At 56.8% G+C, this 22,626-nt stretch carries 20 protein-coding genes; 8 read left to right on the forward strand and 12 right to left on the reverse strand.

Features of this window, described 5'->3' with window-relative positions; translation table 11 throughout:
* Positions 1-90 precede the first annotated feature (90 nt).
* On the forward strand, positions 91-2,028 hold the full coding sequence (dnaK, locus tag J4D97_RS14970; RefSeq protein WP_208308240.1) for a molecular chaperone DnaK: 1,938 nt from the start codon (positions 91-93) through the stop codon (positions 2,026-2,028).
* 221 nt (positions 2,029-2,249) lie between these two features.
* Here dnaK and J4D97_RS14975 read toward each other — a convergent pair whose 3' ends face one another.
* Positions 2,250-2,405 carry a hypothetical protein gene (locus J4D97_RS14975; RefSeq protein ID WP_185280887.1) on the reverse strand — a complete coding sequence of 52 codons (156 nt, stop codon included), beginning with the start codon at positions 2,403-2,405 and terminating at the stop codon, positions 2,250-2,252.
* A 372-nt stretch (positions 2,406-2,777) separates the two neighbouring features.
* Here J4D97_RS14975 and J4D97_RS14980 point away from each other — a divergent pair, with 372 nt between their 5' ends.
* The 5 genes from J4D97_RS14980 to J4D97_RS15000 all read left to right on the forward strand — a co-directional run bounded on the left by J4D97_RS14980 (position 2,778) and on the right by J4D97_RS15000 (position 7,680).
* On the forward strand, positions 2,778-3,464 hold the full coding sequence (locus J4D97_RS14980) for a 3-keto-disaccharide hydrolase (RefSeq protein ID WP_185280888.1): 687 nt from the start codon (positions 2,778-2,780) through the stop codon (positions 3,462-3,464).
* Positions 3,465-3,542: 78 nt separating this feature from the next.
* Positions 3,543-5,285: a GMC family oxidoreductase gene (locus J4D97_RS14985; RefSeq protein ID WP_185280890.1), complete on the forward strand. Its 1,743-nt coding sequence runs from the start codon at positions 3,543-3,545 to the stop codon at positions 5,283-5,285.
* Positions 5,286-5,309: 24 nt separating this feature from the next.
* A complete protein-coding gene (locus J4D97_RS14990; RefSeq protein ID WP_185280891.1) occupies positions 5,310-5,948 on the forward strand; it encodes a gluconate 2-dehydrogenase subunit 3 family protein in 639 nt (212 codons plus the stop codon).
* 175 nt (positions 5,949-6,123) lie between these two features.
* Positions 6,124-6,351 (forward strand): hypothetical protein, encoded by a 228-nt coding sequence (locus J4D97_RS14995; protein WP_208308241.1) that lies wholly within the window; start codon positions 6,124-6,126, stop codon positions 6,349-6,351.
* Positions 6,352-6,531: 180 nt separating this feature from the next.
* A complete protein-coding gene (locus tag J4D97_RS15000; protein WP_208308242.1) occupies positions 6,532-7,680 on the forward strand; it encodes an FAD-dependent monooxygenase in 1,149 nt (382 codons plus the stop codon).
* Positions 7,681-7,850: 170 nt separating this feature from the next.
* Here the strand turns inward: J4D97_RS15000 and J4D97_RS15005 are convergent, their stop codons facing one another.
* Positions 7,851-8,996, reverse strand: a complete 1,146-nt coding sequence (locus J4D97_RS15005; protein WP_208308243.1) for an endonuclease/exonuclease/phosphatase family protein — start codon at positions 8,994-8,996, stop codon at positions 7,851-7,853.
* A 150-nt stretch (positions 8,997-9,146) separates the two neighbouring features.
* On the opposite strand from J4D97_RS15005, the gene J4D97_RS15010 reads away from it, so the two are divergent.
* Both J4D97_RS15010 and hemE read left to right on the forward strand, forming a co-directional pair.
* Positions 9,147-9,773, forward strand: a complete 627-nt coding sequence (locus J4D97_RS15010) for a MarC family protein (protein WP_243900333.1) — start codon at positions 9,147-9,149, stop codon at positions 9,771-9,773.
* Positions 9,774-9,943: 170 nt separating this feature from the next.
* Entirely contained in the window at positions 9,944-10,978 is a 1,035-nt protein-coding gene (hemE, locus tag J4D97_RS15015; RefSeq protein WP_185280894.1) for a uroporphyrinogen decarboxylase, read from the forward strand.
* A 72-nt stretch (positions 10,979-11,050) separates the two neighbouring features.
* On the opposite strand, the gene J4D97_RS23870 is transcribed toward hemE, so the two are convergent.
* The 10 genes from J4D97_RS23870 to J4D97_RS15065 all read right to left on the reverse strand — a co-directional run bounded on the left by J4D97_RS23870 (position 11,051) and on the right by J4D97_RS15065 (position 22,588).
* Positions 11,051-12,295, reverse strand: a complete 1,245-nt coding sequence (locus tag J4D97_RS23870) for an OmpA family protein (protein ID WP_208308244.1) — start codon at positions 12,293-12,295, stop codon at positions 11,051-11,053.
* Positions 12,296-12,585: 290 nt separating this feature from the next.
* Positions 12,586-13,605, reverse strand: a complete 1,020-nt coding sequence (locus tag J4D97_RS15025; protein ID WP_208308245.1) for a bifunctional heptose 7-phosphate kinase/heptose 1-phosphate adenyltransferase — start codon at positions 13,603-13,605, stop codon at positions 12,586-12,588.
* A 227-nt stretch (positions 13,606-13,832) separates the two neighbouring features.
* Complete coding sequence (locus J4D97_RS15030) at positions 13,833-15,053, reverse strand: pyridoxal phosphate-dependent aminotransferase (protein WP_208308246.1); 1,221 nt, start codon at positions 15,051-15,053, stop codon at positions 13,833-13,835.
* Positions 15,054-15,147: 94 nt separating this feature from the next.
* Positions 15,148-16,845: a glycosyltransferase gene (locus J4D97_RS15035; RefSeq protein WP_208308247.1), complete on the reverse strand. Its 1,698-nt coding sequence runs from the start codon at positions 16,843-16,845 to the stop codon at positions 15,148-15,150.
* Between the two features lie 72 nt (positions 16,846-16,917).
* On the reverse strand, positions 16,918-18,306 hold the full coding sequence (locus tag J4D97_RS15040) for an aspartate kinase (protein ID WP_185280898.1): 1,389 nt from the start codon (positions 18,304-18,306) through the stop codon (positions 16,918-16,920).
* 125 nt (positions 18,307-18,431) lie between these two features.
* Positions 18,432-19,046, reverse strand: coding sequence for a recombination mediator RecR (recR, locus tag J4D97_RS15045; protein WP_185280899.1), 615 nt, complete (start codon positions 19,044-19,046; stop codon positions 18,432-18,434).
* Between the two features lie 145 nt (positions 19,047-19,191).
* Positions 19,192-19,473 carry an ATP-dependent Clp protease adaptor ClpS gene (locus tag J4D97_RS15050; RefSeq protein ID WP_185280900.1) on the reverse strand — a complete coding sequence of 94 codons (282 nt, stop codon included), beginning with the start codon at positions 19,471-19,473 and terminating at the stop codon, positions 19,192-19,194.
* An 88-nt stretch (positions 19,474-19,561) separates the two neighbouring features.
* A complete protein-coding gene (locus tag J4D97_RS15055) occupies positions 19,562-21,289 on the reverse strand; it encodes a DUF4132 domain-containing protein (RefSeq protein ID WP_208308248.1) in 1,728 nt (575 codons plus the stop codon).
* A 36-nt stretch (positions 21,290-21,325) separates the two neighbouring features.
* Positions 21,326-22,108: a hypothetical protein gene (locus J4D97_RS15060; RefSeq protein WP_208308249.1), complete on the reverse strand. Its 783-nt coding sequence runs from the start codon at positions 22,106-22,108 to the stop codon at positions 21,326-21,328.
* Positions 22,109-22,195: 87 nt separating this feature from the next.
* The gene (locus tag J4D97_RS15065) at positions 22,196-22,588 is read right to left on the reverse strand and encodes a hypothetical protein (RefSeq protein WP_208308250.1); all 393 of its coding nucleotides are present in this window, start codon (positions 22,586-22,588) and stop codon (positions 22,196-22,198) included.
* Between the last annotated feature and the right edge of the window lie 38 nt (positions 22,589-22,626).

A 22,626-nucleotide genomic window follows, 5' to 3' on the forward strand; every position in this document is an offset into this window, starting at 1 on the left:
AAGGGCTGGTACGCTGCTTGTATCTACCCTTGCGTGCCTGAGTTGCACACTATTCCAAGACACTTCAACTACACACTATAACCCTCCAACATGGGAAAGATAATCGGTATTGACCTCGGTACGACCAACTCCTGCGTCGCCGTAATGGAAGGCAACGAGCCGGTCGTAATTCCGAACAGCGAAGGCCGCCGCACGACGCCGTCGATTGTGGCGTTCCTTGATAACGGTAAAGGTGAGCGCAAAGTAGGTGACCCCGCCAAGCGCCAAGCCATTACCAACCCAACCAACACTATTGCGTCGATCAAGCGTTTCATGGGCCGTAGCTTCTCCGAAGTACGCGGCGAAACCGACCACGTAGCCTACGATGTGCAAGGTGGTTCGAACAACACGGTCGGCGTGAAAATCGGCGACCGGCAGTACACGCCGCAGGAGATTTCTGCGATGGTACTGCAAAAGATGAAGCAGACCGCCGAAGACTACCTCGGCACTACGGTAACCGAAGCCGTTATCACGGTTCCCGCTTACTTCAACGACGCCCAGCGCCAGGCTACCAAAGAAGCTGGTGCTATTGCAGGCCTCGACGTGAAGCGTATCATCAACGAGCCTACCGCCGCTGCCCTGGCTTACGGCCTCGACAAGCAGCACAAAGACGAGAAAATCGCCGTGTACGACCTAGGTGGTGGTACCTTCGATATCTCGATTCTGGAGCTAGGCGACGGCGTGTTCGAAGTACTGAGCACCAACGGTGACACCCACCTCGGTGGCGACGACTTCGACCAGGTAATCATCAACTTCCTAGCCGACCAGTTCAAAGCTGAGAACGACAACCTCGACCTGCGCAACGACCCCTTGGCCCTCCAGCGTTTGAAAGAAGCTGCCGAGAAAGCCAAAATCGAGCTGTCGTCGTCGAATGAAACGGAAATCAACCTGCCTTACATCACGGCTACGGCTACCGGTCCTAAGCACTTGGTAGTGAAACTAAGCCGTGCCAAGTTCGAGCAGCTCGCCGACGACCTCGTGCGTCGTTCGATGGAGCCCTGCAAAAAGGCGCTGCAAGATGCTGGCCTGTCGGCTTCGGATATCGACGAGGTTATCCTCGTGGGTGGTTCTACCCGCATTCCGCGCATTCAGGAAGAGGTAGAGAAGTTCTTCGGCAAGAAGCCCAACAAAGGTGTAAACCCCGACGAGGTAGTAGCCATTGGGGCTGCCATCCAGGGTGGTGTACTGACCGGCGACGTGAAAGACGTGCTGCTGCTCGACGTAACTCCGCTTTCGTTGGGTATCGAAACCATGGGCGGCGTAATGACCAAGCTCATCGAGTCGAACACCACGATTCCTACCAAGAAGTCGGAGACGTTCTCCACGGCTTCGGACAACCAGCCTTCGGTGGAAATCCACGTGTTGCAGGGCGAGCGTCCGATGGCTTCGCAGAACCGCACCATCGGCAAGTTCCACCTGTCGGACATTCCGCCAGCACCCCGCGGTGTTCCGCAGATCGAAGTGACCTTCGACATCGACGCCAACGGTATCCTGAACGTATCGGCCAAAGACAAAGGCACCGGCAAGGAGCAGAAGATTCGCATCGAAGCTTCGTCGGGTCTGTCGGATGCTGATATCGAGCGGATGAAGAACGAGGCGAAGGCCAACGAGGCAAACGACCGCGCCGAGGCTGACCGCATCAAGAAGGTGAACGAAGCTGACTCGATGATTTTCCAGACCGAGAAGCAGCTGAAAGAGTACGGCGATAAGCTGAGCGGCGGCAACAAAACGACCGTTGAAAATGCCCTTGCTGACCTCAAGAAGGCTCACGAGAGCAAAGACCTCGCGCAGATCGACTCGGCCATGGAAGCCATCAATGCAGCTTGGCAGAATGCTTCGCAGGAGATGTACGCCCAGGGCGGTCCGCAAGGTCAGCCCGGTGCCGAAGACTTCGGCGGGCAACCCGGCGGCAACGGCCAGCAAGGCCAGCCCCAAGGCGCCGACAACGTAACCGACGTGGACTACGAAGAAGTGGACGGCAGCAAGTAATTGCTGACACGCTCTAAATAAAAAGGCCCGGAAGAGATTCTTCCGGGCCTTTTTGCGTTATTTTTTCTCTGTCATTCTAATACTTCTGTCATCCTGAGCTTGCGAAGGAACTTATCACGTAAGAACGACTGACGTACCAACGACTCGTTCAACTGGCATAAAGTCCTTCGCAAGCTCAGGGTGACAGGAGCCTTAAAATGGTAGGAAGCTTAGGATGACAATTATTGCTTCTCCTCTTCCGCCTCTACCTTTTCGGCGTCGGGGCAGTGGGTGGGGGTGCTGCGTACGTGGGCAGGTACGGTGATGGTCTTGCCGTGATAGGTACGCGTGTAGGCCGGCACCCGAATAAACTTTTGTCCTTTTTCTGTCTGAGCCATGTTGCTGTTGATTAAGGCCAAGTGGCCTGTGCAGCCACGGAGCTATTGGCGTTCGGTATAAGTAGACCTACGACACAAATTCGTCCGCTGTTTCACCTTCTTGCTCAGGTATTTATTTAACTTGTGGCTGCAAAATCGTTTTAGCAGCAATTGGTGGTTGTCGGGCTGAGCCTTTAATAAGTTAGGCAACCCTTCTATACTGGTGCTAGGAAAAGCAACTAATAACCTGTATGTTGAGTCATTTGGCACCTAGTGTTCGTGCGTGGTTACCGGCTTTTGGCACTCTTCTACGATCTACCTGCTTGTGTAGGCACCAGTTATTGTCTTGTTCTTCGTTTCTCACTTCCTACCCTACCCATTAACCAGACCCTCATGAAAATTTTCGTTGTCGGTATTGCGACCCTGATAGCCTGTAGCCCGCTTGCGTCGGCAAACAAGCAGACAGCCGGGAAGAAGCCCCAGGTATTGTTTGATGGCAAGACCACCAACGGCTGGCACACCTATCTGAAACCAGATGCCACACCCGCCTGGAAAGCCGTGAATGGCACCCTGCAACTAGACCCGAAAGCGGAGGGCCGCGGCGACTTGGTGACGGATAAAGAATACGAAAACTTCGAGTTGGCGCTGGACTGGAATATCACTGAGGCCGGCAACAGCGGCATCATCTTCGGCATACAAGAAGATCCAAAATTTCATGCTACCTACGAAACGGGCATAGAGATGCAGGTGTTGGACAACATCAAGGCATCGGACAACAAAAAAGCAAACCACTTGGCCGGCTCCTTATACGATATGAAAGCCCCAGCTAAGGACGTAGCAAAGCCTGCCGGCGAATGGAACAAGGTGAAGCTGCGCAAGCAGGACGGCCACCTAACGTTCTGGCTGAACGGCAGCAAGATCGTGGAGACGCAGATGGGTAGCCCAGAGTGGAACGAGCTGATCAACAATAGTAAATTTAAAACCTGGAAGAACTTTGCCGCCTATCCTAAGGGCCACATCGCCTTGCAAGACCACGGCCACGAGGTATCCTTCCGCAACATTACCATCACCGAGCTATAAAGTAGTGATGAGCTTCGGGTTGCCAGCCCGTTTTTGGATTTGGCAGCTTGTACTCACCATCGACAACTAACCTAAACGATGAGCACATTCGAGATTAAGAAATCGGGGACGGTATATGATGCCGTGATTGTAGGATCGGGGGCCGGTGGCGGCATGGCGGCCTACGTACTGGCCCATGCCGGCCTAAAGGTGCTGATGCTGGAGGCCGGCGCCTACTTCGACCCGGCTAAGGACGCGCAACAACTGAAGTTTTCGTACGAGTCGCCGCGGCGTGGGGCTTCCACGGTGCGGCCTTTCGGCGACTTTGATGCGGCCTACGGGGGCTGGGAGCTGGATGGCGAGCCGTATACTACCAAAGACGGCACGCAGTTCGATTGGTTTCGGGCGCGCATGCTGGGCGGACGTACCAACCACTGGGGCCGTATTTCGCTGCGCATGGGGCCACTCGATTTCAAGAGCCACCAGATAGACGGCCTCACCGACGACTGGCCCATCACCTATGATGAGGTGAAGCCTTTTTACGACAAGGTGGACCGCATGATTGGCGTGTATGGCACCGTAGAAAATCTGGAAAACGAGCCCGATGGCATTTTCCTACCTCCACCCAAGCCCCGCCTCAACGAGCTGTTTATCAAGCAGGGCGCCGAGAAGGCCGGCGTGAAGGTTATTACGGGCCGCGGCTCGGTGCTCACCGAAGCCCTACCCAACAACAAAGACCGGGGCGCCTGCTTTTTCTGCGGGCAGTGCGGCCGCAGCTGCAAGGTGTACGGCGACTTCTCCGCATCGTCGTGCCTGGTGATTCCGGCCCTGAAAACCGGTAACCTGAAGCTGATTACCAACGCCATGGTGCGCGAGGTGCTGACCGATGCCGACGGCCTGGCTACGGGCGTATCGTACGTAGACAAGGAGACGTTGCAGGAATACCAGGTGCTAGGCAAAACAGTCATTCTGGGCGCCAGCGCTGGCGAATCGGCCCGCTTGCTGCTCAACTCTGTTTCGGCGCATCACCCTAATGGGCTGGCTAATAGCAGCGGCGTGGTAGGCAAGTACATCCACGACTCGACTGGGGCTAGCCTGGGCGGTTTCCTACCCCAGCTCATGGACCGCAAGCGCTACAACGAGGATGGCGTGGGCAGCGTGCACATCTATACCCCGTGGTGGCTCGACAACAAGAAGTTGAACTTCCCACGCGGCTACCACATCGAGTACGGCGGCGGCATGCACATGCCCTCCTACGGCTTCGGCATGGGCATGCACAAGCTCAACGGCCTGGTGCCCGACCGCGACGGCAACAAGCGGGAAGCTGGCGGCTTTGGAGCATCACTGAAAGACGATTACCGTCGTTTCTACGGCACGCAGGTGGGCATGGCGGGCCGCGGCACTGCCATTGCCCGCATCGATAACTACTGCGAAATCGACAAGGACGTGGTGGATAAATACGGAATTCCGGTCCTGAAATTCCACTATAAGTGGACCGATGCCGAGGTGCAGCAGGCCAAGCACATGCAAGAGACTTTCCAGGAAATCATGCACGGCATGGGCGCCGTTATCACTTCCAAAATACCCGGCCCCGAAACCAACTACGGGCTGGAAGCACCGGGCCGCATTATTCATGAGGTAGGCACCGTGCGCATGGGCGACGACCCCAAGAAATCGGCGCTCAACAAGTGGTGCCAGGCGCACGACTGCCGCAACCTGTTTGTGGTAGACGCGGCTCCCTTTGTGCAGCAAGGCGACAAAAACGCGACCTGGACCATCCTTGCCCTGTCGATGCGGACGAGCGAGTACATCCTGGAGCAGCGCAAAAAACTGAATGTATAATCAGACGCTTGATTTTTTATTCCGATGAAAAGACGGGAATCGTTAAAAGCTATCGGCCTCACGGCCCTTTCCACCGGGTTGCTGCTGGACTCCTGCAAAAGCGACACGGAGAACAAACAGGTCCCTACCTCCAAGCAGGCCACTCCCGAAGACACCGCCGGAAGGGAAGCCTTCGAAATAGAACGCGATAAGAAGCTGCACGCCGAAACGTTCTTCACCAAGCACGAAATGGCGACCATCACAGTGCTGGGCGACATCATCATACCAAAAGATGAAAAGTCGGGTAGTGCTTCTGATGCGGGTGTGCCCGAGTTCATTGAGTTCATTGTGAAGGACATTCCGACGCACCAAGTGCCTATGCGCGGCGGGTTGCGGTGGCTGGATATACAGTGCTCCAACCGCTACGGCAAGCCCTTTGTGGAGTGCAGCCAGCAGCAGCAGCTGGAGATGGTGACGGCCATTGCCTACCCCCTCAAGGCCAAGCCAGAGATGGCACCCGGCGTCACGTTCTTCAACCGCATGCGCGACCTCACGGCTACAGGGTTCTTTACCAGCAAAATCGGCATTGCCGATATTGGCTACGCCGGCAATGCGCCCAACCGCTGGACTGGCGTGCCCGAAGACGTGCTGAAACAGTACGGCATGGAAAACGTGAAGGTGTAGGGCATTTGCCTACCCAAGTAAGCCCGTCATGCTGAGCATGCTTGTCCTTACCCAAAACTTAAACGCCCTTCCGGTCATGTGGCCGGAAGGGCGTTTGAGTTTTGGGTAAGGACAAGGGCAATTACTGACAGGGGCTTTTTCGTAGCTTGGCAGTTCACCTTTTCATAGACTACCAATGGCGCAACGAGTAATTACCGAAGTAATCAGCCTGGCTTCTACAAAACTGGCTTCTGCAGCAGCATATACGGTCTCTTTGGAGATGAAACCAGAAGGCGACACGGCCAAAGCCATTAAAGATGGATGGGTAATCAAGCAGGTCTCTACTTGTATTGAAAGTGGCTATCATTGCTCAACCTTTATTTTGGAAAAGCCAGATGTAACCCAATCAGAATTTTACTCTTAACTAATATAAAGCCTTGCCTCTTGGCTTGTCCTTACCCAAAACTCAAAAAGCGCCGACCTACTGGCCGGCGCTTTTTGAGTTTTGGGTAAGGACAAGCATGCTCAGCATGACGGGCTTTTTTTCTACATTTCTTATTATCTTATTCATAACCCGTTCATCGTACTATTGCTATACTGCCGTATGCATTTTCTCATTATCGGGGCGGGGATTGGTGGTTTAACGGCGGCTCTGGCCCTGCGGCGGCAGGGCCATACGGTGCAGGTATACGAGGCAGCACCTATGTTGTGTGAGGTAGGCGCGGGCGTGGTGCTGGGTCTGAACGCCATGCGTGCGCTCCACGATTTGGGCTTGCACGAGGTAGTGCGAGCCGCGGGCAGCCCCATCACGGAACTGCACTTAGTAGACCAGCAGGGTAGGCAACTGAACCACACTGATACGCGCCCGTTCAGCCACCGGCTGGGCTTTGAGAACCTGGGGATTCATCGGGCGGCGCTACAGCAGGCGCTGCTGCACCAGTTACCCAGCCATTGCCTGACGCTGGCCTGCCCCTTCGAGCGGTTTGAGGTGCTGGCTACCGGCGAGGTGCGCGCCTACTTTGCTAATGGCAGCCAGGCGGTAGGCAATGCCCTTCTGGGCGCCGATGGCATCCGGTCCAGAACGCGGCGGCAGTTGCTGCCGGGTACCGAGCCGCGCTACGCAGGCTACACCTGCTGGCGGGCTGTAGTCGATGCGTCGGCCCTTGGCCTACCAACCGGCCACGCCTACGAGACATGGGGTCGCACCGGCCGCTTTGGCTACGTGCCGCTGGCTCATGGGCAAACGTATTGGTTTGCGTGCATCAATAGCGCCCAGCCGCGCAATCCGCAGTTTCAGCGCTTCCGGGCGGCCGATTTGCGGCGGCATTTTGCTGATTTTCACGCGCCCATCCCGCAGCTGCTGGCCCTCACCCGCGACGACCAGCTCCTCTGGAACGACATCACCGACCTGAAGCCCATCACACATTTTGCTCACGGCCCGGTGCTGCTACTCGGCGACGCCGCCCACGCCACTACCCCCAACCTGGGCCAGGGTGCGGGGCAAGCCGTGGAAGATGCCGCCATTCTGGCCAATTGCTTGGCCAACCAATCTGATATACGAGAAGCTTTCCAAACGTTTGAAGCCCGGCGCCATGCCCGCACCACCCGTATTGTGCGGCTGTCGTGGCACTTGGGCAGGGTAGCCCAGCTGGAAAACCCTACCCTCGTTCGCCTGCGCAACACCATCATGCGGTACGTGCCCGCCAGCATCAATCGACAACAAATGGCTTTTCTATTTGAAGAAGGGTATTGAGTTATGAAGGGCGGCTTGTAAGTAGCTTCTAGCAAAAAACCATCTACCATCCTGAGCTTGCAAAGGACCTTCTCAGCTAAAACGACCATCGTACTAACGACTCGTTCTGACGTGAGAAGGTCCTTCGCAGGCTCAGAATAACAGATGGTTTCTAGTTTAGTACCTCACATTTACTGCTTACCCTCCGCTTCCTCGCGTTCCTCTTCGGCTTCTTCGGCAAAGCCAGCGGCTATTTTTTCCTCGGCTTCCTCGTGGTCCTCGGCGTCGGGCTTGGCGGCTTCTGCTTCCTGCTCGTCTTCGTCTTCGGGCTCGTAGCTCAGAGTGATACAGATAGGAAAATGGTCGGAGCCGATGTATTCCAGGCGATGCATCTGCACTACCTTGAAGTGGGGTGAGTGGAAGATGTGGTCCAACGGCCAGCGTAGCAGCGAGTAGTCAGCGTGGAAGGTCGGCATCATGCCCCGCCCGAGACGTGGATCGAGCAGGCCGCTAATGCGTCGAAACAGCTCGGATGTATGGGACCATGCTACATCGTTCAGGTCACCGGCTACAATGGTGGGCTGATCCTTGTTCTCGATTTCCCGCCCAATCAACAGCAGCTCCGCGTCGCGGCGAGTACTGGTTTTAGCCTCGGCAGGTGCCGGCGGCTTGGGGTGCAGGCAATGCAGGCACACTTCCTCCCCCGATTTCAACACTACCTGCGCATGAAATGAAGGCACTTCGTCGTCGATGAGGTAGCGAATGTGGGCATCGCGCAGCTCCAACCGCGAAAACAGGAGGAGCCCATACGTATTGGGCAGCGGCTCGTAGGCCGTATAGGGGTAGTCCTCTTCCAACACACGCAACTGATCCAGCCACCATTGGTCCGTCTCGACGGCCAGCAAAATATCCGGCCCGCAGTCGCGGATGGCTCGCAGGCAACTGGGCGCGTCGCGGTTGGTCATCAGCACGTTGGTCACCATAATGGTGATCTGGCGGTCTTTGTTTGCAATGCCTTCCGGGTCGCTGTCGGCCACTTGTTTGGGGCGCAGGGACGTATAGGGCAAAATGCGAAATATCTGATACACACCGCATACGCCTAGGACCACGGCAAGCACAATACCACTAGGCTCAGTCGTCATACGTAGGGCAAATAGTGCTGCTTCGCTCAACAAAGCTCCTGCAACGATTTGCAGACGAGGGAAATCAAACACCCGGATCCACCATGCCTGTGCCTTCACCAAGGGCACCACGGTGGCCACAATGGCCACACTTGTAAGCAACAGGGTTAAAGATTGGCTGAGGAGTAGCCACAAAGGGCCGTCTAGAGTCAACAAGGTGGTAGCAGTTTAGGTCGGAGGGACGAGAGTTAGGGCGAAAAGATACCTATACGCAAGTCAACAGTAAAACAAACATACACTTTTGCATTTTTGCGGTGGCGCGGCAGCGTGTACCTTTACCCGACAGGGCCTTCAACCCGCTGCCTTATGGACATAAATATTCTGATTGCCACGTTCACCACGTTGTTTTCCGTGGTGAATCCGTTTGGGGCCATGCCAGTTTTCCTGACCCTAACCGAAAATGACACTGCTCCCGAGCGCAGCCGCACGGCCCTGCGCGCGTGCATCTATATGGTGTGCATCATGTCCGTGTCGTTTTTTGCCGGTCAATACGTGCTCAATTTCTTTGGCATCAACATTTACCACTTGCGCATTGCGGGCGGTATTCTGCTGATGCGCTCGGCCTTCGACCTGCTCACGCCGGGCGCCAACAAATCGAAAGTATCGGATGCTACAGTAGAGGACAGCAAGCAAAAAGATGATATTTCCTTTACGCCGCTGGCCATGCCCATGCTCTCGGGGCCGGGCTCTATTGCTGTGTGCATTGGCTTGTTTACCAGTCGATTGTCGTATTCCGGAGTGGCGCTTACCCTGGTGGGGTTTGTGCTGGTAGCCGCCGCTAGTTTCTTAATCCTCGTCAGCAGCCTGCGCCTTACCCGCGTGATGGGCCGCGCCGGCATGACGGCCATGGCCCGCGTGATGGGTTTTCTCACGCTCAGCATTGGCGTCAGCTTCATTGCCACAGCTATTCGGGCGTTGTTTATGGCGAGGTAAAACCTGTGTCATCCTGAGCTTGCGAAGGACCTTCTCATGCGAGAACGACAAGCGTACTAACGACTCGTTCTGGCGTGAGAAGGTCCTTCGCAGGCTCAGGATGACAGACGCTTTCTTACTCACCATTTCACAACCTCACAAATTCACTATTTCCCCTCTACCTTTGCGGCATGCTCAAGAATGATCTGCTGTTACGTGCCGCCCGCGGCGAAGAAACCGAACGCACTCCGGTCTGGCTTATGCGCCAGGCAGGCCGTATTCTCCCCCAATACCGCGAGCTGCGGGGCCGCCTCAGCGGCTTCAAGGAGCTGGTAGAAACTCCTGAGCTGGCAGCCGAAGTCACCATTCAGCCCGTAGATGCGCTGGACGTAGACGCGGCCATCATTTTCTCTGATATTCTGGTGGTGCCCGAAGCCATGGGCCTACCCTACGAGATGGTAGAGGCCCGCGGGCCGCTGTTCCCCAATACCGTGAAGTCGGCGCAGGATATAGCTCGCCTGCGCGTGGCCGACCCCGAGGAGCACCTGGGCTACGTGCTGGAAGCCATTCGCGTCACCAAAACGGCCCTGAACGGTCGCGTGCCGCTAATTGGGTTTGCTGGGGCTCCCTGGACCATTCTGGCCTACATGGTGGAAGGCCACGGCTCCAAGACGTTCTCCAAGGCCCGTCGCCTACTCTACGCCGAGCCCGAGCTGGCGCACGAGCTGCTACGCAAAATCACGGCGACTACCATTGCCTACCTCCAGGCACAGGTAGCAGCCGGTGCCAATCTGATTCAGGTGTTTGACTCATGGGCCGGCATCCTACCCCCCGACCACTACCGGGAGTTCAGCACACGCTACATTCGCGAAATCTGCCAGGCCATTCCCGATGTACCCGTGACGGTGTTCGCCAAAGGTGCCTACTTCGCCACCGCCGATTTTGCCGAGCTACCCTGCCGCACCATTGGCCTCGACTGGAACGAGGACCCGCGCAATGTGCGCCCACTCGTAGGCGACAAAACCCTGCAAGGTAACCTCGACCCCTGTGCCCTCTACGGCTCGCCGGAGCAGGTGCGCCAAGCCACTATTGAAATGCTGCGCCGCTTCGGGCCGCACCGTCACATTGCCAATCTGGGCCACGGCGTCTACCCCGATACCAACCCCGACAACGTGCGCGTATTCATCGAAACGGTGAAGGAGTTTAGCACCACGCTGCGGGCGTAACCCCTACCCTACCTACGCACAAAAGCCCGCCGGAAGAGTGTTCCGGCGGGCTTTTGTATTCGTATGCTATTCTTATTTCTCTAAAACTCGAATACTAACCCGACGATTGAGCGAGCGGCCATCGGGGGTGTCGTTGCTGGCGATGTTGTCTAGGGAGCCGTAGCCGATGGCTTCTACGTTGTTCGGATCGACGCCCATGCTGATGAGGGTAGCGCGGGCGGCTTGCGCTCGGTCGCGGCTCAGGCGCAGATTGAGCAGCGGGTCGCCGGAGCTGTCGGTGTAGCCGCCAATCCGCACTTCGGCTTTGGGAAAGGTCTTTAGAATGCTGGCTACGTTGGAGAGCTGCCACATCGATTCATTGGTGAGCGTGGCTTTGCTCGACTCAAAATAAATGCGGTCGAAGCCAATCCAGCCTTTCAACGGGTTCAAGGTATCCACTGCCATCAAGGGGTCGGCCAGGAACTGGTACAGGCGACTTTCGGTGGAGTTGGAACCGATAATCTGCTGTAAGCCACCGCTTAGCTTTAGTACCACCGGCACCCCGGCGTTGCCATACACGTAGCCACCGCCACTGTTGGGGGTAGTGTTGGTCGCAATGACCTCGGGGTAGCCGCCAGCGGCCTGAAAATTTTCGTTGGTCACTACGTTGATGGGGTTAGCGGCGTCCCAGGTGCTTCGATTATCGGCGGCGGCAGTGGGTAGAGAGAACCGGTCACTGGCCGATAGCGCATTGCTGGCCAGGGTGTTGTCGGGCAGTTGGTAGTTGATGGTAGGAGCCGTTTGCCGGCCCAGCACGAAGCTCGCAATGGCAATGGCGACCATCAGTGCAATCCAGCCCCAGCGGCCGCTACTCCCACCACGGGCAGGCACCGGCTCGCGTGGTGCGGCGGTGAATGCGGGCAACGGCGGCAAGGCCGGGCGGACGCGTGGGGCTTGCACTTGCCCGTTGCCCTGTGCTTGCAACCACTGGCTAAGGGCCTCGGCATCCCATTGGTTGGCAGCGGCTTTCTGGCCCAAGAGCGCAACTGCCGCAAGGGCTGCCTGACCAACCAACTGGTTTACCTCGCCGGCATCAGCGCCTGTATCAGTTACTATATTGTGCATTGTGCCGTGGTAGCGGTCCTCCAGCAACGATTTCATCAAATCGTTGCCTTGGTTGCTAGCCGCTGGGTCGCGCAAGGTGGCGGGCTGCTTAAGCACTTGCGAAGCAGTTGTTTGGTGAGCCGCGTTCCAGATTACCTCTTGCCCACCTGCCTGCCGGGCTACTTCAGTCAGCTTGGCTACCACCAGCTCGGTAACACGGTCAACTGCTGCCACAGAATCAGTTGAAGCGGCAGTTGTACTCGGCAACAGCGCATGGCTTTCAAGGAAATGCCTGATTTCATCCGAAAAGTTCTGCCTGTCAACCATAAAAGAACCACTTTAGTATTCACGTATCATATATTAAATCCAATTTTTTAATGGATTATCACTAATTTATATACGTAAATAGCAAGCAGGCAGATTGATGGCTCCGTTAAAATCTTTGCTTGTCAAACATAAACTGAGTCTTCGTGAAAGAACAACTAATGCTTGCTGACTTATGCACTACAACCGTTTCGCTTAAGCTAGCCCAAGCTCAGGCCTACGGTCTGGGCTTCTGTCAATAGCTGCTGCTTGGCGATTGGCACCACCCCTACCTGCTCACATACTAGGCCGCCACCCAGGTTGGCCAACGCGGCGGTAGCCGGAGCACCTACCCCCAACGCCACGCACAGGGCTGCAATGCTAATCACTGTATCGCCGGCCCCGGAAACGTCGGAAATAGCGCGTATATGGGCTGGGATGTAGGTTTGCTTCTGTTGCGCATCTTCGATAAACACCCCACGCTCCGAGAGCGTCACGAGCACGTTGGCCGGTTGCAGTTCCTGCCGCAGCCGCGCTACGGCCGCTTCAAAGTAGGGGCGGTCGGCGTCGGTATCACCGAATTCCAGCTTCAGCCCCTCGCGCAGCTCTTTCAAGTTGGGCTTGAACAGCGTGCAGTATTGGTAGGCTAGGAAGTTTTTCTTCTTGGGGTCGACCACCGTAGGCACCTGCCGCGCACGCGCCAGCTGGATGAAACGTTGAATGGTCGCTTCATTCAGCACGCCTTTGTCGTAATCCTCAAATACGACCACATCGGCGCGGGCCAATAGCTGTTCGTAGCGAGCGTGCAGGCTGGTGTTTTCGGTTTCGTTGAGGTCGTGCTCTACTTCTGCATCTAGGCGGAGTAATTGCTGCCCGCCGGCCAGCACGCGCTGCTTCACGGTGGTAGGGCGGTGGGCACTACGCACAATGCCCTCGGCCGACAGTTTCCGCTCCTGCAACAACGTCAGCAGCTGGTCGCCGCCCTGGTCCTCGCCTACCACGGCACATAGCAAGGGGGTAGCACCCAAGGCCTGCACGTTCAGGGCCACGTTGGCGGCACCACCCAGGCGTTGCTCGGTACGCACCACATTCACCACCGGCACCGGCGCTTCCGGCGACAGGCGGCTGGCTTTCCCCCACACGTAGGCATCCACCATTACATCGCCCACAATCAGCACCTTGAGTTGGTTGAACGCGGAAAACAGATCGGATAACGTGGTGGGTGTAGCAAGCTGAAGCATTACGCAAAGATTAGTAAGGCCGCAAAGGTAGGAAATGGTGAAATTGTGGGTTTGTGAAGTTGTGAGTAAAAAAAATCGCCTGTCATCCTGAGCTTGCGAAGGACCTTCTCACATGTAAACGACGAACGTAACAACGACTCGTTCTGCGGGTACAAGGTCCTTCGCAAGCTCAGGATGACAGACGCTTTCTTAATCATTCACAACTTCACAAACTCACAACCTCACCATTACCCTAGCTTCTCAATGCTAGTCTTGATGCGGTTGAAAGCTTCTTGCAGCTTCTCATCGGCGGCGGCGGTGCTGAAGCGGATACAGTTGGGCGCCCCGAAAGCGTCGCCGCTGACGGCTACCACGTGTGCATCGCTGAGCAGGTAGAACGCTACGTCGGCTGAAGTTTCCAGCACTTTGCCCTCGGGTGTGGTCTTGCCGAAGCAGCCGCTCACGTCGGGGAAGATGTAGAACGCGCCCTCAGGCACCGGCGTGCGGAAGCCGGGGATGTCCTGCACTAGGTTCAGCACTAGGTCGCGGCGACGACGGTAGGCGGCTACCATCTCGTCGGCGGAGGCGCGGCCACCTTGCAGGGCAGCTAGGCCAGCGCGCTGGGCAATGGAGCAGGTGCCAGACGTGATTTGACTTTGGAGCTTGTCGCAGGCCGAGGCAATTTCTTTGCTAGCGGCCAAGTAACCCACGCGCCAGCCCGTCATGGCATAGCCTTTCGAGAAGCCATTCACGGTAATTACGCGGTCCTTTATCTCCTCGAACTGCGCGATGCTCACGTGCTCGCCTACGAAGTTGATGTACTCATAAATTTCGTCGGCCATTACCAGCACCTGCGGGTGCCGGGCCACTACCTCGGCAATAGCCGCTAGCTCATCGCGCGAGAATACAGCGCCTGTAGGGTTGCAAGGCGAGGAATACATAATGAGCTTGGTGCGCGGCGTAATAGCAGCTTCCAGCTCCTGGGCCGTCACTTTATAGTCGTTTTCGATGGTGCCCATCAGCGGTACGGGCACGCCTTCGGCCAGCTTCACCATTTCCTCGTAGCTCACCCAGTAGGGCGCAAACACGATTACCTCGTCGCCGGGGTTTATCACGCTTAGCACCACGTTGGCCAGCGACTGCTTGGCGCCGGTGCTCACCACAATCTGGTCGGGCTGATAGTCGAGGTTGTTGTCGCGCTTGAACTTGGCGGAAATTTCCTGGCGCAGGTCCAGGTAGCCGGGCACGGGCGTATAGAACGTGTAGCCCTCGTCAATGGCCGTTTTGGCGGCGTCTTTTATGTACTGCGGCGTTTGAAAATCCGGCTCACCGAAGCTCAGGCTGATAACGTCGACGCCTTGGGCGGCCAGTTCGCGGCCTTTTTTGGCCATGGCAATCGTTTGGGATTCCTGCAAAGCGTTGATGCGGTCGGACAACACGGAGGCAACGGAGGTAGCGGAGCTGGACATGCGAAAAGGATGAAACAGGTCAGAAGTTCGGCCAATGTACGGATTTGAGTTGAAGCCGCGCCGCTTTACCTGCTCTTTTTACGCTGCCGACTACTCAGTCGCGGGGCGCATTATTGGCCTCGGGCACCCAACCCAGCCACCGGAAGCAGCGCACCAGCACGCTCATATCCGGAGCGGGTGTGTAAGTAGAGGCCGCCTGTTCCGGCGCGTAGTAGTCGCCGGGCGATACGCGGCTGGAGCTACCCACAATATACTCGCTTCCTTGGGCCAGTATGCGATACGCAACTTCCAGCCGTTGGGGCAATTGCGTCATCAAGGTCATAATTTGCTGCGACGTTAGGTCCTGGCCACAGAATACCAATTCGTCTACCCGGTGATGACGAATAAGGGCTTGCAGCTCGCTCACGGTACCCAACTGCTCCTGACTTGCTTGGGTAGAGCTTGGGCTCACGTGCCCCATCACATACACAGGCGCGCCAGCTTGCCGCAGCAATTTGCGCACCCGGCTGCTTTCACCCTCCGAACCCACAATGGCCACGCGCCGGGTGCGGAACTGGTGCAGGTGCACGCTGCCGTGACGCACGGCATGCACCGCCATTCGCCAGCCCGCCATTACAGCCGCAGCCCAGCTACCGCCCAGCAGCAGGGTTTTGGCCGCGTAGCCTGCTTCCGCAAAACCATCGACAGCTAGTAGTGCTACCGTGCCCAACAAGATGCCCCGCACAATGGGCCAAAGGCGCGGGGGCTGGTCGTAGGTACCGCTGAGGTAGGCGGCCGTCAGCCAGGTAGCCACCCACGCCGGCACGGCGGCTGGACCAGCCAGCGCTGCTTCGGGCCAAACGGACCGCAACGCAATCAGCCCGGCGCCTACCCCTATAGCATCCAGCAGCACGGGGGCACAACCGGCCACTACACGGTGGGCCACGGCGGCCCCGGCACGCAACCAAATAGCCAGGTTCAGCAACAAGCTAAACACCCCGGCCTTTCCCGGCGCGAAGTGTTTGCCAGCAAAAATGACCATGGCCCGATAAAACATGAACACGTAGTTGATGCTGGTGCGCCGGGTGCTTTCGCCTTTGTAATGAATGATGCGGGTGCCGGGGTAGTAGTAGTTTTTCCAGCCGCCCTGCGTGAGTCGGTACGACAGGTCAATGTCTTCCCCGTACATGAAATAGTCCTCGTCGAGCAGCCCTACCTCGTCCAGCGCTTGTCGGCGCATCAGCATGAAGGCGCCGCTGAGCACTTCTATTTCGTGGGTTTGGTCCTTGCTGAGGTAGCCCAGGTGGTAGCGCCCAAAGGTGCGCGACTTGGGTAGCAGCCACGCCAAACCGAATATTTTGTAGAACGCCACCCAGGGCGTGGGCAGGCCGCGCTTGCTCTCGGGCAAAAAACGGCCTTGGCCATCCAGCATGTGTACACCCATGCCGCCGCCCTCGGGGTGCTCGTCCATAAACTGGCAGCACTTCCGGAAGGTGTCTTCCTCCACTACCGTATCGGGATTGAGCAGCAGCATGTACTGGCCGCGGGCGCGGCGCAGGGCCTGGTTGTTGGCAGTGCTGAAACCGGGGTTGGTCTTGTTTTCAATAAGTACTACCTCGGGGAAGCGCGTCCGCACCATCGCTACCGAGCTGTCCGCTGAGTGGTTGTCTACCACAAACACCTCTACTGGCTCGCCCAGATGCGCCGCCGCCTTCCGCACCGACAACAGGGCCTGCTCCAGGAAGTGGCAAACATTGTAGCTGACAATGACGACGGAGAGCTTCACGCGGCGGGTAGGTAGGGGGGAGTGCAAGGTGGGTAAATTACGGTGAACTACCTAAAAAGCCCTACCCTACCCTTGCATAATCCTATAGCAACATAGTTTCTATCCTTCCGTGGCATATAAGGCCGCGTTCAATGCTACTACGGCGGGGTTGAAATCTTCCCTAGCCACTAGAAATTGAATGTTCACCTTGCGCAGAGCAAAACCGGCGCTCTTAATGTTGATACCCGCTCCGGCCAGCGCGCCCGCCGCCCGCGCCAATAGCCCCGGCTCATCGATGTTGGAGCCGATGATACAGACCATAGCGGCCTTTTCTACGGTCACCTTCTCAAATTTGGCTTGCAGCTCTTCTACCAATTGCGACTTGAAATCTTTCTCCCAGATAACCAGCGAGATGCTATTGGCACTAGTGGCCTTAAAGGAGTAGCTGATGCCTAAGCGGGCAAAGGCTTCCATGATGTGCAGGTCGAAGCCTACCCCGCCTACCATCAGCGGGTCGTACACATCCACGATCAGCACGCGGTCGGTGCCGGTGACTACCTCCACGCGCTTGGTGGGGCTCACGTAGTCTTCGGTGATGAGCGTGCCGGGGTGCTCGGGCTCAAAAGTATTCTTGATGCGCAGGTTAATCTTGTTGATTTCCAGCGGCTTGGAAGCTTTTGGGTGAATGGCCTCCATGCCTACGTCGGCGAGTTGGTCGGCCACGTCGTAGTTGGTGAAGCCTACCGGGGCACAGTTGGCCAGCCCTACCACACCAGGGTCGGCGGTGCACAGGTGATACTCTTTGTGAATGATGGCCTCCTGCGGCCGAACGGCCACGGCTATCTTGCTGAATGTCACCTCCGAATAGCCTCGGTCAAACTCGCGCATAATGCCTTCCGTGCCTTTGGTGTAGCCGGTGGCAATGCAGATGGTAGAGGCAAAATCGATGCTGCCAAACGCCTTTTGAATGCGCTGGTCGATGGTGTAGGGCGTGGCGTCGTGGAAACCGCTTAGATCTACCAGCGTGGCGTTGATGCCGCGGTTTTGCAGGATATTCACGGAGTTGAAGGCCGAGTGCGACTCACCGATGGACGCCAGAATCTCGCGGGCGGCCTGCAAGATGTTTTCGCTGCTCACGTAGCCCGAGGCCAGGATACTGGCCAGATTATCGAGGTAGCCTTGGGCGTCCTGAATGCGCTGCGCGATGAAGGCATTGGCTACGGCGAGGTCCAGCCCTAGCGGCTCATACTGTTTGTTCAGCTCCTGGAGCTGTTCGCTCACCTGGCTCAGGGCCTCCCGGAACTGCTCGTGCTTGGCAAAACGGTGGTAGACGCCCGGCGCACCGGTTTTCTTGTTCTCCAGCAGCCAGTTGGTGACACCAGCATAAGCCGACACAACGAAGATGCGATTGTAAAGCGCCGCGCCCTCGCGGCCGTACAGGATGATGTTATCAAGCACATCCCCAAAAGCACTCATAGAAGTGCCACCTATTTTTTCTACCGTAAGCATACTGGCAAAAATAGCCCGGAAATATTGAGTGTTACGTATTGAATTAGCAGACTCTCTGTCTCTACCACAAAAAAAGCCGCCGGAAGTAAACTCCGGCGGCTTCACTCATGTAGCAATAATATACCTTACCGCGCCTGGCGCTGACGCTCCACAATGCTGCGGCCTAGCGTAATTTCGTCAGCATACTCCAACTCGCCCCCTACTGGGATGCCCCGGGCAATGGTGCTGATGTTGACGCCTTCTTGGTCGCGGAGCTTGCGCGAGAGGTAGAAGGCCGTGGTGTCGCCCTCCATGGTAGGGCTGATGGCCAGAATCACTTCCTGCACCTCCGAACCGGGCGCCGTTACGCGCTCCAGCAGCGTATCGATGTGCAAGTCGCCGGGGCCGATGCCCTCAATGGGCGAAATGACGCCGCCCAGCACGTGGTAGGTACCCTGGTACTGTCCGGTATTTTCAATGGCAATCACGTCGCGGATGTCTGATACCACGCAAATGGTAGCGTGGTCGCGCAGCTTATTGGCGCAGATGCTACACTGCTCCGTGTCAGAAATATTATGGCAGGTCTGGCAGTAGGTGATGTCGAAGCGCATTTTGGCCAGTGCCTCCGCCAGGTTGCTGGTGGTTTCAGTTTCGGCTTTAAGGAGGTGCAGGGCCAAACGCAGAGCGGTTTTTTTGCCAATACCCGGCAGCTTGGCCAACTCACCCACGGCATTTTCTATCAGCTTGGAGGGAAATTCCATTCAAAAGAGGGAAGGAGTAAAATAGACTGTCATCCTGAGGCCGGCAAGATACCATATCCCGCCGGCCCGTTTCTTAACAACGAACAGGGGGCGATAAGGTCCTTCGCCGGGCGCAGGATGACAGAATTTTTCGGGAGGAAAGCTGCTACAGAATGTCAGCCGAAATGCCCCGGTCGTGGATGGCGGTGCACATGCCCGTTAGCTCATCGTAGGCGCCGTGCTTTACCGTGCACTTGCCTTTGTGATGAATGAGCAGCGTGCACTGTTCTGCCTGCTCGGGCTCGTGCTGGCACACGTCGATCAGGGTTTTGATAACGTGCTCAAACGTATTCACATCATCGTTGTACACGACCAAGTCGCGCACGTCGATGGTTTCTTCCAGGAGCAGTACGTCCTCGTTGTAGTCGATTTGCGGGTTGCTATGCATAGTGCAAATTTACGAAAAAACCGGGTAAAAGGTCAACCTCAACCGCACCTTTCTGGCTAGATAACCCCTTGATAAGCTGCATACTTGCTCAGTGGCGTCGGATCTGCCGCACAATTGTCTGGTCGGTAATCTGGTCGTCGGCCATGAGCAGCATGGCTTTGCTGAGGATAATTGACAGAATGGCATCTCCCTCGAAGGGCAGGAAGACACCGGTGGCGGTGACTGTTTTGGCCGAGCGGTCGGGCACAATGCACAGGTACTGGTCATTGGGCGTCATCAGAATATTGCCGCTGCCCAAGTGAATTTTGTAGGTCCGCAGCTTGCCTTTCACTTCCAGAAAATTGCCGTTGATCTGGCTCACTTTTCCTAGCTGCATGCGGGGCACCAGTCGCTCCAGGGCCGCCTTACGGGTTTTCGCTACTTCGCCTAGCTCCCCAAACGAGTAGTTTTGCCAGTAGTCCCGGTACTGCACCAAGCCGCCGTTGTCGCGCCAAAGCGGGTCGTTTCCTACCGAGGCTACCCCCACAAACAGGTCTACATCGCGCATCACCTCCGAAAATACCAGCGGCGGCACTTCCGGCAGCGGTACGGGGCCATGGTCGTTCACGAAACGCACCTGATCGGTACTCACGTAGTTCCAGATACCGGCTTCGTTCCAGGCACCATCGGCGTTGACTTCACTCACCCAAAACTGCGCTTCCAAGCTGTGCGCGGGCAGCTCCAGGGTAGTCGAGTCCGATTCGTAGCCCTTATCATAATTGCCCATGAGGCGGTAGTTCCAGCCGCGGCCACGCGCCAGAGCGCTGAACTGATGCTGACGTAGCACGTGCGCAGCCATGCGATTGGAGTACGTGCGCGTGCGTTCTTCGGGCGGTGTAAGCAGATACACCTCGCGGTAGGCTTGCTTGAATGGCTGGCGCAACTGTATGCTGTCAAGCAGATTACGCCAGGCCAGCACTTCATTGGTGGTGCTCAGTACTGGGTGCCAGAGCTGCACGGTGTCGGCCTCATTGGGTTCGGGTAGGGTCTCCTTCTGCGCGGTGCGCCAGGCATCGTCAAGCCACAGCGCGTCGTGGTGGGTGCCATCGGGGCGGTGAAAACGCCAGATAAGCGGCCGTGTCAGTTCACCCATCAGCCCGTGCTCCAGGTAGTAGCGCCGAAACCGGGGCCACGTGATGCGCCGATCAACAATATAGCCCCGGTCGAGCCGCTCGCGCTGCGCAGTATATGTGTGCTGGGCCTGCGCTTGGGCGAGCTTGAGCGTACGCAATTCCTCGGCGTGGGTGCGTTTGAGCGCCGCCGGCACCGATTTCATGATTTTATCTCCTTTGCTCCACTGCACCTCCACTTTGCCGGCGCGTAGTTGCAGCACGGCGCGGTAGTCGCCCAATTCATGCAGTGCACGACCGTTGGCTAAGCCACAGTCCGGTACGGCCATATCTTCCAGTTCGGCGGGCGTCATACCCAGCGCCAGAGACGCGGTTTCGAGGTAGCGCCCAATAAGGTTTTTCGTGTTGCTTTGCTTCACGATGCTGTGCAGGCGCGAGAGGTGCGTCACACCTGCTAGGCCACGCTGGGCCAGTGCCCACAGGCAGGCATTGCCGAGGCCTGGCGCCAAGGGCCCTTTGCCTGGGATTTTGCGGTAGCACTTCGCCGCCAGCTCGGCTATAGAGTGCGGCAACGCAGCACTGGGCAGCAACCCGCTCGTCCAGAGCAAACCTTTTGCTGCCTCCTGGTTTGGAGTGCTTAGAAAGTGCCACTCGGTGTGGGTGTAGGTATAGCTACCATACTGCTGCGTGCGGTTCAGCTCCTGCACCGGTAGTTTCGTCAGGCCATTCAGCCAGACTTCATACTAAGCCGCCACGTTTTCTGCCCCCACCGCGGCTACAGCCGCTGCCGCTGCTTTCTGAAACTTGCCCGTGGGTTGCGCTCCACTCACATTCTGGCACAATTGCAATAGCCGCAACCAGGATCCAGCCGCATCGCTACCGTGCAGCCCCTGCACAAACTCATTCAAGGTTACGCCAAACAGGTCATCGGCAGGAAAAATGACCACGGGCAGCTCTGCTACCCCGCTGGCCCTCAAGATATCCTGAATTTTAGCGCGCAAATTTCCCAGCCTGTTATCGGAGCTAGAGACGCCATGTAGCCGGAGTTGCTTTAGGTAGGCAATCAGCGCTTCCGATATACCTTCTTTCGCTGCCAGTTTTTCCACTTGGCTTAGCGTGAGCAGCACCGGAAACTTGTTCAACGCCGTTTCCACGTCCCGCTCATTTGCCTGCTCGCTTATTCCGTACAGCTTCAGCAGTTGCAGGAATCCTTCACTATCAATGCTTAGCGTCAGGCGTAGCAATTGCTTCAGCAATGCTTCCAGCTGATAAAGCGTCTCATTATTATTAGATAGACTACGCAGCGCCTCTACTGTAGCTAGCACCAACCGACCTTTGTAGGCGGCATCTTGCTGCTTGAGTAGTTGATAGGCAGACAGTTTTGGCAGCCTCAAATCCCAGTAATAGGACAGATTCAGCTCTTGAATTTCCGTTAGGTATTGCAGAAGGAAAGACTGCATTTCAACGGCTTCGGGGCGGGGGCTGCTCAACAGCTTCGTAAAGGATTTCTTTTCTTTGGTAACCATAGTGAATAGAGATGAAAGCACGGCAGGCGTTTTGGCTTTAGCAAAGCCGAGGTGCTGCAATAGAGTGGTCCAGAGGGAAATCATCTATCATCCGCCTACCAGCGGCGTCAGCTTAATGAAGCTAGCCGTAGCACCCACGCCCAACCACACCTCCTCGTCGAGCGACTCTACCTGCCGATCATTCACGAGCACGAAGTAGCCGTTTTGCTGAAAACCTTCTAGCGCCTTGTACAGCTGTTCTTCAGCATCAATGGGTTTGGGCTGCCGCAGCCGAAACCCATTAAGCACCCGCTCCGACATGGTGGGTTGCACCAAGCCGCTAAACACCCCTACCCGTCGAGCGTTGTAGGTGGCTACTTCCTGTTGCACACGCCGCGAAATCAACTCGCGTACGGTGAGCATCTCCTGCCCTATTTCCAACTCCAGCCGGTTGAGGATGCTGCCCAGGGCAGTTTCGTCCTGAATAGTGAGTAGCGCCATGGCTTACTTTGCTAAAAATTTGAACAACTAATATTTTT

It is taken from the genome of Hymenobacter defluvii (assembly GCF_017589435.1).
Taxonomy (GTDB): domain Bacteria; phylum Bacteroidota; class Bacteroidia; order Cytophagales; family Hymenobacteraceae; genus Hymenobacter; species Hymenobacter profundi.

What these genes read in the sequence shown, in the direction of transcription:
- dnaK (WP_208308240.1), top strand. Translation starts at nt 91, where the DNA reads ATGGGAAAGATAATCGGTATTGACCTCGGTACGACCAACTCCTGCGTC.
- J4D97_RS14975 (WP_185280887.1), bottom strand. Translation starts at nt 2,405, where the DNA reads ATGGCTCAGACAGAAAAAGGACAAAAGTTTATTCGGGTGCCGGCCTAC.
- J4D97_RS14980 (WP_185280888.1), top strand. Translation starts at nt 2,778, where the DNA reads ATGAAAATTTTCGTTGTCGGTATTGCGACCCTGATAGCCTGTAGCCCG.
- J4D97_RS14985 (WP_185280890.1), top strand. Translation starts at nt 3,543, where the DNA reads ATGAGCACATTCGAGATTAAGAAATCGGGGACGGTATATGATGCCGTG.
- J4D97_RS14990 (WP_185280891.1), top strand. Translation starts at nt 5,310, where the DNA reads ATGAAAAGACGGGAATCGTTAAAAGCTATCGGCCTCACGGCCCTTTCC.
- J4D97_RS14995 (WP_208308241.1), top strand. Translation starts at nt 6,124, where the DNA reads ATGGCGCAACGAGTAATTACCGAAGTAATCAGCCTGGCTTCTACAAAA.
- J4D97_RS15000 (WP_208308242.1), top strand. Translation starts at nt 6,532, where the DNA reads ATGCATTTTCTCATTATCGGGGCGGGGATTGGTGGTTTAACGGCGGCT.
- J4D97_RS15010 (WP_243900333.1), top strand. Translation starts at nt 9,147, where the DNA reads ATGGACATAAATATTCTGATTGCCACGTTCACCACGTTGTTTTCCGTG.
- hemE (WP_185280894.1), top strand. Translation starts at nt 9,944, where the DNA reads ATGCTCAAGAATGATCTGCTGTTACGTGCCGCCCGCGGCGAAGAAACC.
- J4D97_RS15025 (WP_208308245.1), bottom strand. Translation starts at nt 13,605, where the DNA reads ATGCTTCAGCTTGCTACACCCACCACGTTATCCGATCTGTTTTCCGCG.
- J4D97_RS15030 (WP_208308246.1), bottom strand. Translation starts at nt 15,053, where the DNA reads ATGTCCAGCTCCGCTACCTCCGTTGCCTCCGTGTTGTCCGACCGCATC.
- J4D97_RS15040 (WP_185280898.1), bottom strand. Translation starts at nt 18,306, where the DNA reads ATGCTTACGGTAGAAAAAATAGGTGGCACTTCTATGAGTGCTTTTGGG.
- recR (WP_185280899.1), bottom strand. Translation starts at nt 19,046, where the DNA reads ATGGAATTTCCCTCCAAGCTGATAGAAAATGCCGTGGGTGAGTTGGCC.
- J4D97_RS15050 (WP_185280900.1), bottom strand. Translation starts at nt 19,473, where the DNA reads ATGCATAGCAACCCGCAAATCGACTACAACGAGGACGTACTGCTCCTG.
- J4D97_RS15060 (WP_208308249.1), bottom strand. Translation starts at nt 22,108, where the DNA reads ATGGTTACCAAAGAAAAGAAATCCTTTACGAAGCTGTTGAGCAGCCCC.
- J4D97_RS15065 (WP_208308250.1), bottom strand. Translation starts at nt 22,588, where the DNA reads ATGGCGCTACTCACTATTCAGGACGAAACTGCCCTGGGCAGCATCCTC.